Genomic DNA, 15,703 nt, shown 5'->3' with positions numbered 1-15,703 from the left:
AAGTAAATCAAGTATTCTGGCTAAGACCTTAAATGTTCTCACATTCCTTATATGGTCAAAATTCTATGTATTTCGCTTGGATGTTGCCAAGTTTCTATGTGGGTCAAAAATTTTTATTTCGCTTTTGTGTTTACTAACCTCTACTGCTTTTTCGCAAGAAAAACAACTTGCTAATGTTGTTTGGACTTCCCAAAGTATTAATTCATCAGAATCGATGCCGGTTGGCGGAGGAGATATCGGCCTAAATTTATGGGTGGAAAAAGGTGAAGTTTACCTTTATCTATCGCGTAGCGGAACATTTGATGAAAATAATACGTTACTCAAACTAGGCCGGGTAAAACTTAAATTCAGTCCTAATCCATTCGATGGAAAAACTTTCAAACAAGAATTAATTCTAAAAGATGGATATGCTCAGATTTCCGGAGTTAATGGGGATTTGAACACCCAAATCAAAGTTTGGGTAGATGTTTTCAATCCAATTATTCATTTAGATATTAAATCAAATCAGAACATTAGCACCGAAGCAAGTTATGAAAGCTGGCGTTTTGAAGATCGCATAACTAAAGGCAAGGAAAATAACCAGAATTCGTATAAATGGGCACCTCAAGGGATTGTAAAGACTCTTAAAGACGAGGTTGTATTTAAAAATAATGCCATTCAATTTTATCACCAGAACAAAGCAGAAACCGTTTTCGACGTCGCCGTAAAGCAACAAGAACTTGTTGACAGGAAAGAAGAACTATATAATCCTCTAAATAATTTAATTTTTGGAGGAACAATGAGGGGAGATAACCTATTGGCCGCTGGGAATTACGAAGGGAAATATTTGAATACGCCTTTTAAAGGTTGGACTTTGAAAAGTAAGAAGCCCTCCAAATCGGCTAATATTTCCATTACCCTAACCACTGCAAAAACCAAATCGCTTCAGGAATGGGAAAGAACATTAAATGCAGTGCCAAACAAAATCAATCAAAAAGCAAGTGTTAAATGGTGGAATGATTACTGGCAACGAAGTTTTATCAACATCAGCTCAAAAGATGAAGCAACGAATCAGTCATCAAAAAACTATCAGTTGTTTCGGTATATGTTAGGCTGCAACGCATTTGGAAATTATCCTACTAAGTTTAATGGTGGCTTGTTTACTTATGATCCGCAACTTACAGATACTGCTTTGAAATACACGCCCGATTTTAGAAACTGGGGAGGAGGAACGCACACCGCACAAAACCAGCGGTTGGTTTACTGGCCAATGTTAAAAAGCGGCGACTTCGAAATGATGAAGCCACAGTTCGATTTCTATCTCAATCTACTGAAAAATGCGGAGATTAGGACGCAAGCTTCCTGGGGACATAATGGAGCCAGTTTTACAGAGCAACTGGAAAACTTTGGATTACCAAATCCGGCAGAATATGGCTGGAAACGACCTGCTGATTTTAACAAAGGCATGGAATACAATGCCTGGTTGGAATATGAGTGGGATACCGTTTTGGAATTTTGTATGATGATTTTGGAAACTGAAAGATATGATGGCGCAAATATTGAAACATATCTTCCTTTAATTGAAAGCTCCCTCACATTTTTCAAAGAGCATTATACCTACCTGGCGAAGCAAAGAGGAGCAAAGGCTTTGGATGCCAATGGTCACTTGGTTTTATATCCGGGTTCTGGTGCGGAGACTTATAAAATGGCCTACAATTCCACCTCGACAATCGCTGCTTTAAAAACAGTTCTTGAAAGGCTGATTGCGTATCCCGGTTTATCCGAAAAACAAAAAACAGAATGGAATGAAATGCTAAAAACCGTCCCGCCAATAAGCTTCAGGGAGTTTAATGGTCATGCCACGATTTCTCCTGCTAAACTTTGGGAGCGAATTAACAATACCGAAAGTCCGCAATTATACCCGGTTTATCCTTGGGGAATTTATGGAATAGGAAAGCCGGGTTTAGACACGGCAATCAATACGTTCAAATATGATACAGACGTTTTAAAATTCCGAAGTCATGTAGGTTGGAAACAGGATAATATTTTTGCAGCGAGATTAGGATTGACGGATGAGGCGGCAAAGTTGACAACTGCGAAACTGAAAGATTCCGGTAGGCGCTTTCCTGCTTTCTGGGGACCAGGTTTTGATTGGGTTCCAGACCACAATTGGGGCGGCTCGGGGATGATCGGTTTACAGGAAATGCTACTGCAGGCAGATGGAAAAAGCATTTATTTGTTTCCTGCGTGGCCTAAAGAATGGGATGTTCATTTCAAACTTCATGCTCCATATAAAACGACAGTCGAAGGGACTTTGAAAGATGGAAAATTAGTAGATTTGAAAGTTTTGCCAGAATCAAGAAGGGCAGATGTAATTAATAAAATGTTAGAGTGACGGAGGATTGAATGAGGGAATGTCTTAGCGATTTGCCAATGAACATTTATTCATTCAAAATTCAATCATTGAATAAATAGAAAAATATGGATTTACAGTTAAAAGAAAAAGTGATCGTAATTACTGGTGCTGCAAAAGGTATCGGACGTAGCATTGCAGAAGTTTTTGCCAAGGAAAATGCCATCGCAGTAGTTGTTGGTAGAAAAGCCGATGATAACCAAAAAGTTGTTAATGCTATTGCTGCCCAGGGTGGAAAGGCTGCACAATTTGTTGCTGAATTATCCAATCCTGATGATTGTAAGAAGGTAGTCGCTGAAATTGTTACTCAATTTGGAAGAATTGATGGTTTGGTAAACAATGCAGGTGTAAATGATGGAGTGGGTTTAGAAAGCGGTAATTACGAAGATTTTATGGCTTCATTACACAAGAACGTGGTCCACTATTATTTAATGGCACATCACGCCTTGCCAGAATTGATTAAAAGCAAAGGTGCAATCGTTAATATTACTTCGAAAACAGCGGAAACTGGTCAGGGAAATACTTCAGCATATGCTGCAGCAAACGGTGGAAGAAACGCTTTAACCCGCGAGTGGGCAGTAGAGCTTTTGAAGTATGGAATCCGTGTAAATGCAGTGGTGGTGGCCGAATGTTGGACCCCAGCTTACGAAACCTGGATTGAAACCTTACCTGATGCACAAGCTAAATTGGACGAAATTACCTCTAAAATTCCTTTGGAAAACAGAATGACTACTGCGGAAGAAATTGCCAACATGACTGCTTTCTTAATGTCGTCAAAATCAAGCCATACTACCGGACAAATTATTCATGTAGATGGTGGTTATGTTCATTTAGACAGAGCTTTAGCTAACGCGTAACCCAGTCCGTCATTTCGAGCGAAGTGCAACACAGCCGAGAAATCTATCTAAACAGATCTCTCCATTCCGCTATGCTTCAGTCGAGATGACGATTTTTTTACTCAATCATTAAATTAAAAATGAAAACCCTTACTTGTACAACACCTGGTACCTTCGAATATTCTGAAACAGTTAAGCCGGAGTTAAAGAAAGATCACGCCATTATTAAAATTAAGCGAATTGGCATTTGTGGTACCGATTTACACGCTTTTGAAGGTACCCAGCCTTTCTTTAATTATCCACGGGTTTTGGGGCATGAACTTTCGGGTGAGCTAGTGGAAGCAGACGGCGCTGAAGGTTTTGAAATAGGTGAGGCCGTAACGTTTATTCCTTATTTTAACTGTGGTGAGTGTATTGCCTGCCGCATGAACAAACCAAATTGCTGCGTTAAAATGCAGGTTTGTGGCGTACATGTTGATGGGGGTATGCGAGAATATTTGCAAGTGCCATCGCGTACACTTTTGCATGGTGAAGGTTTGAGTTATGATGAACTTGCTTTAGTTGAGCCGTTGGCAATCGGTGCCCATGGTGTTAGGAGGGCAGATGTTCAGCCAGGTGAATTTGTACTGGTAATTGGTGCTGGTCCGATTGGTTTAGGAACGATGGAATTTGCCCGGATTGCCGGCGCAAATGTGATTACTTTGGATATCAACGAAGATCGGTTGGCATTTTGTAAGGAGAAATTAAAAGTTGCTCACGTGGTTAATGCGCTTGCGCCTGATGTAACGCAACAACTTAGCGATATTACAAACGGCGATATGCCAACTGTCGTGATTGATGCTACGGGGAATCAAAAGGCAATCAATAACGCGATTAATTATATGGCTCACGGGGCACGATTCGTTTTAATAGGCCTGCAAAAAGGAGATTTGATTTTCAACCATCCGGAGTTTCATAAACGCGAATCAACATTAATGAGCAGTAGAAATGCAACCATCGAAGATTTCGAACATGTAATTAAGTCAATGAAAGCGGGATTGGTAAATCCTACAAATTACATTACGCATCAGGTTAAATTTGAGGAGGTGAAAGAGGAGTTTGAAAGTTGGTTAGATCCTAAAACGGGGGTGATCAAAGCAATGGTAAGTATAGATTAGGTTTTGCTTTCATTCTACTGGTTGGTGTCTCCACCAACCAGATTTTAAGATCCTGAAATAAATTCAGGATTATGACCGTTCGTGTATGTGTTTTCTTTTGCCACATTCGCAGATTACTTTTGCTACAAATAGGCAATCCTACTGGTTGGTGTCTCCACCAACCAGAAATAGGAACCCCAAAACTGTTTCCACCAACCAGTTACAAACAAAAAAGCCGATAGTTAAAACTATCGGCTTTAAGATTTGAGCGTTTAAATAATCCTATTTGAAGAAAACCTCGTTCCAGTGTAATTCATTTCTAAACTGGTTAATTTTCGTATCTGCACCAATGTTTACGTATTCCAATCCTGCAATGTTTGCAAAATCCAATAAGTGTTCGGTAGTTAAATTCTGACTGTAAGCGGTGTGATGTGCACCACCAGCATAAATCCAGGCAGCACAGCCTGTTTTCATATCCGGAAGTGGTTTCCATAACACGCGGGCCACAGGTAAATTAGGTAAATCATTTTCTGCCTCAACAGCGGTTACTTCGTTAACCAACAGGCGGAAACGATTTCCCATATCAATTAAAGATGCATTTAAAGCGTCGCCTCCGGCAACATTAAAAACCAAACGGGCCGGATCAGCTTTGCCGCCAATTCCTAATGGATGAACTTCTAAACTTGCCTTGCCAGATGCCAAACTTGCATCAACTTCCAGCATGTGAGAGCCCAAAACCATTGAGTTTGAAGGATCAAAATGATAGGTGTAATCTTCCATAAATGCGTTACCGCCAGCTAAACCAGCGCCCATTACTTTACAGGCACGTACCAAAGCTGCTGTTTTCCAATCGCCTTCACCAGCAAATCCATAACCATCGGCCATTAAACGTTGCGCTGCTATCCCCGGAAGCTGGATCATGCCATGCAAATCTTCAAAAGTATCAGAGAATCCTTTGAAGCCGCCATCTTCTAAAAACTTACGTAAACCCAATTCAATTTTAGCTGCATCGTAAACAGATTGATGTCTGGCACCGCCAGCTTTCAAGTCGGCAGCCATTTCGTAAGTTTCTTCGTATTCCCTCAATAAATTTTGAATTTCATCTTCAGGTATCGCATTAATTACTGCTACTAAATCTCCTATGCCATAAGTGTTTACAGAGAATCCAAACTTCATTTCAGCTTCCACTTTATCGCCATCGGTTACGGCAACAAAACGCATGTTATCTCCGAAGCGGGCGAATATTGCTCCCTGCCAATCGTTCCAACCAGCAGCGGCACGGCACCAGATATCAATTTGTTTGGCTACTTCTTCATCTTGCCAATGGCCAACTACAACTTTACGATCTTTGCGCATTCTGGTTACCATAAAACCAAACTCACGATCACCGTGTGCACTCTGGTTCAGGTTCATGAAATCCATGTCGATGGTACTCCATGGAATGTCGCGATTAAATTGCGTATGCAAATGCAACAGTGGTTTCTGCAAAACATTTAGGCCTCTAATCCACATTTTAGCAGGAGAAAAGGTGTGCATCCAGGTAATTACACCGATACAGTTTTTATCGATATTGGCTTGTTGCAATGTTTCGAAAATCTCTTCAGTGCTTTTCACAATAGGCTTGTAAACAACCGAAACAGAGATTTTTCCATTCTGGTTTAGTGAATCAGCAACTTCTTGTGCATGCGCTGCAACTTGTTTTAAGGTTTCTTCACCATACAAATGTTGTGTACCTGTGATAAACCAAACCTGTAATTTTTTTAAATCAATCATTACTCTATGTTATTTTAATTTTATTCAATTCTTCTCAGTCTGTATGCTCACAGACCAAAAGATTTATCATTTCTAGGTGCAGATAATAGCTTTATCATTTTTGAAAAGCAGATTTCTGTTTCCATCGGTTCCGCTAGTCCTGCTTTCCGTTTTATCCCGATGAACTATCGGGATGCTCACTCCAATCAGGTTTATTTTACTTCGGTAAACCTTTTAATCCTAAACCCGATAGCAGCGGCAGCCCCAGCTTTTTCTGCTGGGCTAAAGCAAAAGGCGGGACTATCGTAACCGAATCACCACTGCAATTGCTTTCCAAATCATTTTCAGATTTCTACAAAAATTTGAACCTCAACATTCTCAACTCCGAACTCACTTATTGTCCGTAATAAGCGCCTGTACCATGTTTGCGCTCATAATGCTTTTGAATTAACGAATCTTTTAACTTCGGCGCCTGAGGATTGATTTGCTGGGTTAACAAAGCCATTTGTGCAACGGCTTCTAAAACAGCGCTGTTATAAACTGCTTTCTCGGCCGTTTTTCCCCAGGTAAAAGGAGCGTGGTTACCCACTAAAATCATCTCCACTTCTTGATAACTCAAACCCAAACTTTCGAAATGATTCATAATCTGAAAGCCTGTTTCATATTCGTAGTTGCCTTTTATCATTGCATCGTCCATTGGTGGTGCACAAGGGATATCAACCGTCAAATGGTCGGCGTGGGTTGTTCCATAAATTGGAATGGCCTTTTGCGCTTGTGCCCAAGCTGTTCCATAAGTAGAATGTGTGTGAACAATTCCACCTACATTTTCCCAATGTTTATACAAAACCGCATGGGTTTTGGTGTCAGATGATGGACGTAAACTTCCTTCAACAGTATTGCCATCGAAATCAACAATCACCATTTTATCGGCTGATAAATCTTCGTAAGGTACACCGCTCGGCTTAATGGCAAATACACCTTTAGCCCGGTCAGCGGCACTCACATTTCCGAAAGTGAACAATACCAAGCCAAGTTTAGGCAACTGCATGTTGGCTAAATAAGCCTGCTCCTTTATATCCTGATAGTTGCTCATGATAAGTACGGTTTAACATCTTTTTTATTGTAACGCTCCAGGTATCGGCCTAAGCCAAGATACTGCTGGTAATGCATGCGGTACATTTTCTGTTTCTTCACATTTGGCTTGTACTCTTTTTCAAAACCAGTTCCCATAGCAGCCATGGCATCCTCAATGGTTGGGTAAATGCCAGCGGCAACAGCTGCAAACATCGCTGCACCCAAAGCGCAAGTATGTTCGAAACGGTGGATTCTGATTGGCATTTCCAAAACATCGGCCATCATTTGCATAATGTATGATGATTTTTTAGCTACTCCGCCAATGCCGATAATCCCTTTAACCGGAACACCTTGTTCTTTAAAACGATCTACAATTGCTTTAGCTCCAAAGCATGTTGCAGCAGCTAAAGCACGGAAGAAACGAGGCGCATCGGTACCAAGGCCTAAACCGGTAATGGCGCCTTTAAGTTCCTGATTGGCATCTGGAGTTCTTCTGCCGTTCAACCAATCTATTGCTAACTCAGCATAGTCGTCGTCTTCAAGTGCATCAGCTTGTTTACTCAAATTAGCAATTATTTTGCCTTCCAATTCTTCTTTCAAAGCAACTGCTGTTGCTTCATCAATAAGTTCAGATGCTGTTAACAGATGATTTAAAGGCCAGCTGATTAAGTTTTTGAACCATGCGTAAACATCGCCAAAAGCCGATTGACCAGCTTCCAAACCGGCCATGCCTGGAATTACGGAGCCATTCACCTGGCCACAAATACCATTAATCAGTTTACCATGTAAATCCTGATTTGGGGCAACCAAAATATCGCAAGTGCTGGTTCCCATTACTTTGCTTAAGTAATAAGGTTCAATCTGTCCGCCGACAGCGCCCATGTGGGCATCGAATGCGCCAACGCCTATGACTACATCAGTATTTAAGCCTAATTTATTTGCCCATTCCTCGCTTAATGTTCCAGCTGAAACATCAGAAGTATAGGTATCAACAAAAAGCTTTTCTCTAAAGCCAGCCAAAAGTGGGTCTAAACTGCTAAAGAAACTTTCCGGCGGTAACCCATCAAATTCTTCTGCCCATAAAGCTTTATGTCCGGCAGCGCAGCGACTACGTTTCATCGTTGCCACATCAGTTCCTCCTGTTAATAAAAAAGGAATCCAGTCGCAATGTTCCACCCACGATTCTGCGTTTTTTTCGATGGACGAATCAATTCTTAAAATGCGCAATAGTTTAGACCAAAACCATTCTGAAGAATAGATGCCGCCAACGTATTTCAAATAGTTTACAGGAAATTTCGTCGCATGTTCATTAATTTCGGCAGCCTCTTTAACTGCAGTGTGGTCTTTCCAAAGTACAAACATGGCATTTGGATTTTCCTCAAAACCTGGCTTTAATGCAAGGGGAGTACCTGATGCATCGACAGCAACCGGACTGGATCCGGTGGTATCAATGGAAATACCTTTAACCAAATGGGCAATATCCGCTCCACCGGCTTTTGCCAAACAATCTTTAATGGTGTGGGTTAAACCCTCAACATAATCTAAAGGATGTTGCCTGAATTGATTGATGGATGGCTTACAATATAAACCCTTTTGCCACCGTGGGTATAGAAAAACGGATGCAGAAATTTCTTTTCCTTTAGCAGTATCTACTAAAACGGACCGAACAGAATCCGTCCCGTAATCAACGCCAATTACATAGTTTGCTGTGCTCATAACAATAAATAATCGTCAAATTAACGTTTATTTATCTAAACTAAAAAATTTTAAACATTTTTTTAATCCACAATTACGAAGCATTCTTGTTTGCAGGCGTTTAAGCACTTTTGGGTTTAAATATGCATAATAGATTAAATAATTATCATATTGTTTTTACATGCGAAAGCCCTGCATTGCTGCAAGGCTTTTTAGTATTGTTTTTTAAAATTAAACCTTTTTTGGAGGAAGATCGAATGCTATAGCTTCATGTTCAAAATGCCCGTTATGTGCGCCATCGCAAAAAGGTTTGTTTTTTGATAATCCGCAACGGCAAATAGAAACAATTTCTCTGCCTTGCAAACCATAAGCATTACCGTTTCTATCTACAATTTCAAAATCACCTTCAATTTTCACTGATCCGTTATTGTTGATCGTTAGTTTTGTTTTTGACATAAATGTTTTGTTAGTATGTTACAAAATTAACTTAAACAGAATTGATTTCCCTTATTAGTTTACAGTTTAGAATTGTTCCGCGTAGGCGTTAATGTTTTACAAATACCAATTGAAGGATGGCGAATAATTAAAACCTACAGGCGGATATTCATCAAAGAAAATTTTTGTCTTCTTTAATTGTATAATTAACCAAATTCTCTTTAAATATCTTAATTCGATACATGAAACAAGTGTTTGGTAAGCGATTTATTTTGGTAGTGCTGATTGGCTTAGTCCTCCTGGCTTTCTTCTTCGTCTCTTTATTTGACAAAGGCGAGAGTGGGAATAGCGGCATGTCACTCAAGTTGCAAAAGTTTATACCTTTTGGCGCTTTTTTGATTTTAGAAACATTTTTGATCGCTCAAGCACTGTATTTTTTTGTCAAAAAGAGAGTTAGTGACGGACTGCAAAATATTTATGCAGCAGCTTTACTTGGAGTACTGCTTTTTCTAATTATGTATATCGGACACACATTTATTACTTCTTAAGATCATGAAATTTTTAATCTCTTGTACCTGTTGTTTTTTATTTTTCACTATTGGTTTCGCACAGGAAGTGAAAACAACCTTTTATACCGGTAAAGTTAATAACCGATCGGTTAGATTGTATTTAAAAGAAGATGGAAATGATTGTGGAGCAACCCCACTATATTCTGGCATTTATCAATACGGCAATGGCAAAAACTGGATCGAATTACTGATTCAAAGTGATGAAAAAGGCCGCTTCGGGATGACAGAGTATCGGTTTACAGGAATGTTAATCTTGAAAAAAACTCCTAATGGTTTGGAAGGGATTTGGATCAGTCCTGACGGCAAAACACAATTAAAAGTTGTACTGAAGAAACAAGCATTATCGCCAAAGTTGAAGGAAGAATTGGAAGAGGGTTTAGAACGAACACACTATGAAAATTATGATTGTTAAAAGATACTTGATAGATCTCTCTGGATGCATCAATTTTCAATGTTACTAATTAATAAAATATGTTTAAACGCCTCATTAAGTTTTTCATTCTATTAATCGTCTTTATACAGAGTGTTCAAGCACAGGTTAACATCCTGGAAAATAACAGAGCACTCCTCAACAAACTTGCACAATTTGCCTATGTTGGTAAATTGGACAGCAACTTCATCAAATACAAAGCCGAAAGGAGCTCTGGTTATGGCATTGCATCTCGAAAAACAGGAACAGTAATTTTTCCCTCAAAAAATGGTAATGGCTATTCAATGGCCTCCTACGGTAAATACCTCGCCATTGAAAAGCGTAGTAATTTGGGAAACGAATTATTTGGTCTAATAGACGAAAAGGGAAAAGTTATTCTCGACTTTAAATATGATTTGATAGGCAACTTTTTAGTTCCGATGCCCGATAGTTTAGTGATTGTGCAAGTGGGAAATAAATTTGGGGTTTTTAATACAAAGACTGCGCTTTTATCGCCGATAATTTACGATAACACAAACAATGTGTTGAACGACTATGATGCCAGTCGTAATGGTACTTCGATTGAAGCGGCCAAAAGTATTTATAGCCAATTAGGCTTAGACGGTTTTTATGTTCAGCCAGTTAGCGTAGATTATATCGAGCCCAATGCAAAAATTATTGTTAACGACAATGTTGCTTATCTGGTGAACAAAAAGGGCGATAAAATATCAAAAAACTATGATTACGATTTGGAGTCTTTCTATAAAGCACATCCTTATGAATTTTATTTAGGCGCTGTTAAAGATACTGGAAGTAAAAATCCAGAGGCTCGAAAATTATTTCTCATTAATGGTCTTGGCCAGGAAGTTGCTGAAATTTCGTCTCATCGAAATAGTGGCAATCGCTATCTTATCGATTTGATCCCCAAGCGAAGCTATTATTTCATCAATACCGAGAAAATAATCACCATTCCTGATGGTTATGAGAAATTTGTTGAGCTGTATTTGTCTGAGGGTTTTATTGGTTTTGTAAACTTAAAAACCAAACAGAAATTATTTGTCGATCAATACGGAAATCAACTCACTATTGGCGAACCGCCAGTGCCCAAAAAAGCCATTTTAACTCAGCAATTAACTGATTTTGAAATCAACGATTTTAAGAAATTGGTTACAAAGCAGCTGTATTTAGGGCGTGTTACGAAATACCAGTACACCAATACTGGCAAACTGTTTAAAGAAACTGGTTTCAATTGTGAAGGTTCCGACCAGCCCATACTAGGATGGGAAGACACTTACTATTATGATAACAATAATAAGGTAAAAAGGATTACGAGATATCAGGGTGTTAATGAACCATTTGATTTGGATCCAAATGAAGCAGCCCCTGCGGTAAAAAAAATATACAACGCCAAAAAACAATTGGTAAGTACCACCAGTACAGTTGGAGAAACAAAATATGAAGAACGATTTACCTATGATAATTCTGGCAATGTAAAAGAAACAACCAAGTGGTATGATGGAAAGTTGATTTCGAAAAGTATGTTTAAGTACAATGCCAAAAGCCAGGTTTTAAAGGAGGAGGTTTTTCGCGATGGTAAACTTGATTACACTTACACCACTGGTTACGATAAGCAAGACCGAAAAATAAAATACGATATGATTGACAGCCGAGGAATAAGCACAAGCATTTGGTTTTACAGATACAATGGTAACGGCCAATTGCAGTATAAAATTGATTTGTATAGTATGCCCGAAGAGAAAAAAATGGAAGTAATGGAAGCTGCTCCACCATTGCCACCAGCACCTGAAAAGCGTACGAATTAGAAACAAAAATGATTAGTGGTTGATCTGACAAGAAAAAAACGCAGTTGAAAGTTTGACGCTAAAAAGGTATTAACCAAAGTTAAAGAAGGGTTGGAGATGTCTCGTAATGAATGTACCATGAAAACACAATTGAACTAAACTACTATTTATGAAGAAATTTATCTTAGCAAATTTTATACTTCTTGCCCTGCTTGGTTGCAATGGCGAATCACAGGAAAAAACGAAAGCCGATAAAATGAAGGAAATTATTGCGGCAAACAAAGCTGATGTCGATTTGCTGCTTGGCAGCAGTCCGAAAAAGTTTTCGGCAAAAACGGTTGATGGAAGCACATTTAATTCTGCAGAGCATGATGGTAAGTACTGGATTGTATTTGTTTATCAAAATAGCTACCTCAAAAAATCAGAAAGTTATGATCTGGTGGCTGAACTAAATACACTGCACCAAAAATATGGCAATCAGTTTCCTATGGTTGGAATTGTGAATGGGTTTTCAGATGATGCTACAACTATGACGAAAAGTGTTATAGACGCTAAGTTCAGTTTCAAACAAATTGACAATACACAGGGGCCGGGAAAAGAGAAGGCAATTAAAGAGAACGTTTATTGCACACCGGCAAAAATCCTGATTGATCCGAAAGGTAAAGTAGTTTACAACGGGTGTGGCGGGAACACAGACACCTTTGATGTTTTGCTCGATAGTTTGGTTAAATCAAAGAAACTTTAATTTCCATGTTGATGGAACAGGATGAACTCGAATTAAATAAAACGAAAAATAGTAATCTTAGTATTGTATTAATTTTAGCAAATTTTTCCTTGTTAGTGGCTTTTGCTTTCAGCGCAGGCGAAGAAGGAAAAGAGCTGGGCTTAGGCGTTTTGGGGATTGGTATCTTGTTTTTGTTAGGTGGCTACGCATTTAGCTATCATGGAAAAGGTTACAGAATTGGTAAATGGCTATTTGGCATTGCGCTAATCATTGCTATTATATTTTTTGGCTTGTTATGGTATTCATGGCAACTAAGTAAGGGCTTTAACCATTAATAGTATGAAGATCAATCACATCAACAAGTTGTATATTGGTTTTGGCGTCTTACTGCTTGCAGGTATCATTTATCGTTTTTTAACTTACAAGAGCTGGGAGAGATATGATTATTCGGCAACTGTTACTGCGCCAAATACATTTCCGATAGCAATTTCTGAGTTGTACTTGATCACGCCAAATGATGATTTCGAGCCTATAGATTCTGAATACTTGTCTAGTTTTTCAACAAATTGGCAAATTGATTACACGGCCAGCACACATGCGAAAACACAAAGATTGCCAAGCAGTATTAAAATAAGTTATTTTTCATTCAGGGATAAGCTCTTTTATAGTGATAGCCTGCAACTGCCAAAACGTAGCATAGAAAAAATATTCGATTCAGCTCGTCAGAATAAACAGTTTTTAATATTATCTGATTATGCCGGCAGGCGGAAAGGTTTGTCGTTTATGGTTGGAGTTGCAAATAAAGGCAATGTAATTATATGGTTAAGGGGAGTAAATTTGGAGCAGGAAATTTTGCGTGTCAAATTAAAACCAAAAATCCCAAAGGCAGCTGATTTTTACTTCGATGGAAAAATATCGAAAGAAGCGTATTTTGAAGAAGCTTTCAGCAAACTATCAGATAGTGTGAAAACGCTGCTTAAAAATGGTTATGACAAAGATGCAAACTATATCGATTCGCCTTCTCGATATCTAGAGAACAACAAAGAACTTTGGGATTACCAAAAGAAAAACGGATTTATAGATTAACGCTATGAGAAATACATTATCTAAACATAGTTTTATCTTGATCTGTTTTTTAATTTTTATAAACCAAAAAATACACGCACAGCTAAATATTTTAGAAAACAACAAAGCCCTAATTGAAAAACTAGCTAAATTCCATTTTATTCATGAAATAGACAGCAACTTTATACAATATCAAACCAAAGAAAGCGCTTCTATTAATTACGGTTATGGCGTTGCGAATAAAAAAACCGGAGAAATTATTTTTCCGGCTCAAAAAGAAATTTCTGGTTTCATTAAATCATATGGTAAATATATCGCGATACGCCAGCTTAATAATTTAGGCAAAGAAGTATTTGGGTTGATAAACGATACCGGGAAAATCATTCTCAATTTTCAATACGATAGAATAGGCAGTGTTTTTGTGGCGCTACCAGACAGTTTACTTACAGTACAAATGGGGAATAAGTTTGGCGTGTTCAATACCAATACACAAATTCTATCCCCAATAGTTTATAATAATATCAGCAATGCATTAAATGATGGTTATGCTTACCATGAGGGTGGTGCAAGTCAAGCAGATGAAATTGTTTACAGCCAGCTAGCGTGGTTAAAAGGATATCGTGCAAAGCAAAGTCTGGTTGAGGATAGAGAGCCTAAAGCCAAAATAATACTTAAAGGTGATGTAGCATATCTAGTAAATAATAAGGGCGAAAAAATATCCAAAAATTACGATTATGATATGGCGTATTTTCATCGATCACACCCTTCCGAATTTTATACAGGTGCAGTTAAAGATACAGGTAATACTAACCCAGATGCCCGAAAATTGTTTCTAATTAATGGTGATGGAAAAGAAATTACAGAAATTTCCAAAGCAACAAATGATGCTGACCGCCATTTTATAGAATTAGACCGTTACAAATCTTATTATTTTATTGAAACTAATAAAACTGTAACTATCCCGAACGGGTATTACAGGTTGGTATATTGCTATTCCAAAGAAGGTTTTTTGGGCTTCCGAAACATCAAAACTGATCAAAAATTATTTATTGATAAGTACGGTAACCAAATCATTGTAGGCTTGGCGCTTCAGCCTAAACCAATCATTATTACACCGAAACTTAGTGAAGCTGAAATAGAAAAGTTTAAAAAATTAGCCACAGTAAATCATCGCCTTGGCCGGGTTATTAAATATCAATATAATGAAAAAGGTAAGGTGTTTAAAGAAACAGGTTTCGATTTCGACTACATTCCTTTGCCAGAGTTAAGTTGGGACGAAACTTTTTATTACAACAAAGTCGATAGCGTAACAAAAGTTACACGTTACACTGGTGGAGATGAAGTTTATGAATTGTCTGATGACAACAAGCAAGGTAAAACTTCAAAGACTTATGATACAAAAAAACAGGTTGTGAAAACCGTTTTTTCTAGTGATAATTACAAATATGAGGAACACTTTGTTTACGATAAATTTGGCAGATTGGTGGAACGTACTGAAATAACTAACGGCAACGTTGGTGGTAAAATGTTATTTAAATACGATGAAAAAGGTAGGCTCATTGTTGAAAATTTGTATAGAGATAAGCAATTAGTGTATACTTATAAAACCAGCTATGATGCTAAAAATAGAAAGATAAAATATGATATGATTAACGCCAAGGGAACTATAAGTGGAATTTGGCTATATGAATACAATTATAAAAATCAGTTGCTTTATAAAATTGATTTGTACAGTCTAACGGATGATAAGAAGCTGGTTGAGGCAACAGAGGGCAGACCAACTTTGCAACCAGCGCCAAAAGAGGAAAACTAGA

General features: G+C 38.3%; 14 protein-coding genes. 10 read left to right on the top strand and 4 right to left on the bottom strand.

The features are described 5' to 3' along the window. Window positions 1-124 precede the first annotated feature (124 nt). The 3 genes from ACZZZC_RS14015 to ACZZZC_RS14005 all read left to right on the top strand — a co-directional run bounded on the left by ACZZZC_RS14015 (window position 125) and on the right by ACZZZC_RS14005 (window position 4,385). Complete coding sequence (locus tag ACZZZC_RS14015; RefSeq protein WP_463482606.1) at window positions 125-2,374, top strand: DUF5703 domain-containing protein; 2,250 nt, start codon at window positions 125-127, stop codon at window positions 2,372-2,374. An 86-nt stretch (window positions 2,375-2,460) separates the two neighbouring features. Next, window positions 2,461-3,249 (top strand): L-fucose dehydrogenase, encoded by a 789-nt coding sequence (locus ACZZZC_RS14010; RefSeq protein WP_463482605.1) that lies wholly within the window; start codon window positions 2,461-2,463, stop codon window positions 3,247-3,249. Window positions 3,250-3,368: 119 nt separating this feature from the next. Further along, window positions 3,369-4,385 (top strand): zinc-binding alcohol dehydrogenase family protein, encoded by a 1,017-nt coding sequence (locus ACZZZC_RS14005; RefSeq protein ID WP_463487443.1) that lies wholly within the window; start codon window positions 3,369-3,371, stop codon window positions 4,383-4,385. Window positions 4,386-4,646: 261 nt separating this feature from the next. Here ACZZZC_RS14005 and araA read toward each other — a convergent pair whose 3' ends face one another. From araA to ACZZZC_RS13985, 4 genes are all read right to left on the bottom strand, one after another. Then, window positions 4,647-6,137, bottom strand: coding sequence for an L-arabinose isomerase (gene araA / locus ACZZZC_RS14000; RefSeq protein ID WP_463482603.1), 1,491 nt, complete (start codon window positions 6,135-6,137; stop codon window positions 4,647-4,649). A 373-nt stretch (window positions 6,138-6,510) separates the two neighbouring features. Beyond that, window positions 6,511-7,209: an L-ribulose-5-phosphate 4-epimerase gene (locus tag ACZZZC_RS13995; protein WP_463482602.1), complete on the bottom strand. Its 699-nt coding sequence runs from the start codon at window positions 7,207-7,209 to the stop codon at window positions 6,511-6,513. Next, window positions 7,206-8,906 carry a ribulokinase gene (locus ACZZZC_RS13990; RefSeq protein ID WP_463482601.1) on the bottom strand — a complete coding sequence of 567 codons (1,701 nt, stop codon included), beginning with the start codon at window positions 8,904-8,906 and terminating at the stop codon, window positions 7,206-7,208. Before ACZZZC_RS13990 ends, ACZZZC_RS13995 begins: the two co-directional genes overlap by 4 nt. 210 nt (window positions 8,907-9,116) lie before the next feature. Further along, window positions 9,117-9,341 carry a CDGSH iron-sulfur domain-containing protein gene (locus ACZZZC_RS13985; protein ID WP_056849153.1) on the bottom strand — a complete coding sequence of 75 codons (225 nt, stop codon included), beginning with the start codon at window positions 9,339-9,341 and terminating at the stop codon, window positions 9,117-9,119. A gap of 221 nt (window positions 9,342-9,562) precedes the next feature. On the opposite strand from ACZZZC_RS13985, the gene ACZZZC_RS13980 reads away from it, so the two are divergent. The 7 genes from ACZZZC_RS13980 to ACZZZC_RS13950 all read left to right on the top strand — a co-directional run bounded on the left by ACZZZC_RS13980 (window position 9,563) and on the right by ACZZZC_RS13950 (window position 15,702). Then, a complete protein-coding gene (locus ACZZZC_RS13980; RefSeq protein WP_463482600.1) occupies window positions 9,563-9,868 on the top strand; it encodes a hypothetical protein in 306 nt (101 codons plus the stop codon). 4 nt (window positions 9,869-9,872) lie between these two features. After that, window positions 9,873-10,301: a hypothetical protein gene (locus ACZZZC_RS13975; RefSeq protein ID WP_463487442.1), complete on the top strand. Its 429-nt coding sequence runs from the start codon at window positions 9,873-9,875 to the stop codon at window positions 10,299-10,301. A gap of 59 nt (window positions 10,302-10,360) precedes the next feature. Next, on the top strand, window positions 10,361-12,121 hold the full coding sequence (locus ACZZZC_RS13970) for a WG repeat-containing protein (protein WP_463482598.1): 1,761 nt from the start codon (window positions 10,361-10,363) through the stop codon (window positions 12,119-12,121). Between the two features lie 148 nt (window positions 12,122-12,269). Further along, window positions 12,270-12,845: a peroxiredoxin family protein gene (locus tag ACZZZC_RS13965; protein WP_463482597.1), complete on the top strand. Its 576-nt coding sequence runs from the start codon at window positions 12,270-12,272 to the stop codon at window positions 12,843-12,845. Window positions 12,846-12,856: 11 nt separating this feature from the next. Beyond that, window positions 12,857-13,159: a hypothetical protein gene (locus ACZZZC_RS13960; RefSeq protein ID WP_463482596.1), complete on the top strand. Its 303-nt coding sequence runs from the start codon at window positions 12,857-12,859 to the stop codon at window positions 13,157-13,159. Between the two features lie 4 nt (window positions 13,160-13,163). Then, entirely contained in the window at window positions 13,164-13,910 is a 747-nt protein-coding gene (locus ACZZZC_RS13955) for a DUF2931 family protein (protein WP_463482595.1), read from the top strand. 4 nt (window positions 13,911-13,914) lie between these two features. Then, on the top strand, window positions 13,915-15,702 hold the full coding sequence (locus tag ACZZZC_RS13950; protein WP_463487441.1) for a hypothetical protein: 1,788 nt from the start codon (window positions 13,915-13,917) through the stop codon (window positions 15,700-15,702). The last annotated feature ends 1 nt before the right edge of the window (window position 15,703 follow it).

It is taken from the genome of Pedobacter sp. AC212, from assembly GCF_979258625.1.
Note: the sequence above shows the minus strand (reverse complement) of the source record. Positions and strands in the feature narration are given on the sequence as shown.

Coding starts and splice junctions, on each gene's coding strand:
- ACZZZC_RS13960 (WP_463482596.1), top strand. CDS start 12,857: ATGGAACAGGATGAACTCGAATTAAATAAAACGAAAAATAGTAATCTT.
- ACZZZC_RS13980 (WP_463482600.1), top strand. CDS start 9,563: ATGAAACAAGTGTTTGGTAAGCGATTTATTTTGGTAGTGCTGATTGGC.
- ACZZZC_RS13970 (WP_463482598.1), top strand. CDS start 10,361: ATGTTTAAACGCCTCATTAAGTTTTTCATTCTATTAATCGTCTTTATA.
- ACZZZC_RS13990 (WP_463482601.1), bottom strand. CDS start 8,906: ATGAGCACAGCAAACTATGTAATTGGCGTTGATTACGGGACGGATTCT.
- ACZZZC_RS14005 (WP_463487443.1), top strand. CDS start 3,369: ATGAAAACCCTTACTTGTACAACACCTGGTACCTTCGAATATTCTGAA.
- araA (WP_463482603.1), bottom strand. CDS start 6,137: ATGATTGATTTAAAAAAATTACAGGTTTGGTTTATCACAGGTACACAA.
- ACZZZC_RS13995 (WP_463482602.1), bottom strand. CDS start 7,209: ATGAGCAACTATCAGGATATAAAGGAGCAGGCTTATTTAGCCAACATG.
- ACZZZC_RS13985 (WP_056849153.1), bottom strand. CDS start 9,341: ATGTCAAAAACAAAACTAACGATCAACAATAACGGATCAGTGAAAATT.
- ACZZZC_RS14010 (WP_463482605.1), top strand. CDS start 2,461: ATGGATTTACAGTTAAAAGAAAAAGTGATCGTAATTACTGGTGCTGCA.
- ACZZZC_RS13965 (WP_463482597.1), top strand. CDS start 12,270: ATGAAGAAATTTATCTTAGCAAATTTTATACTTCTTGCCCTGCTTGGT.
- ACZZZC_RS13955 (WP_463482595.1), top strand. CDS start 13,164: ATGAAGATCAATCACATCAACAAGTTGTATATTGGTTTTGGCGTCTTA.
- ACZZZC_RS13975 (WP_463487442.1), top strand. CDS start 9,873: ATGAAATTTTTAATCTCTTGTACCTGTTGTTTTTTATTTTTCACTATT.
- ACZZZC_RS13950 (WP_463487441.1), top strand. CDS start 13,915: ATGAGAAATACATTATCTAAACATAGTTTTATCTTGATCTGTTTTTTA.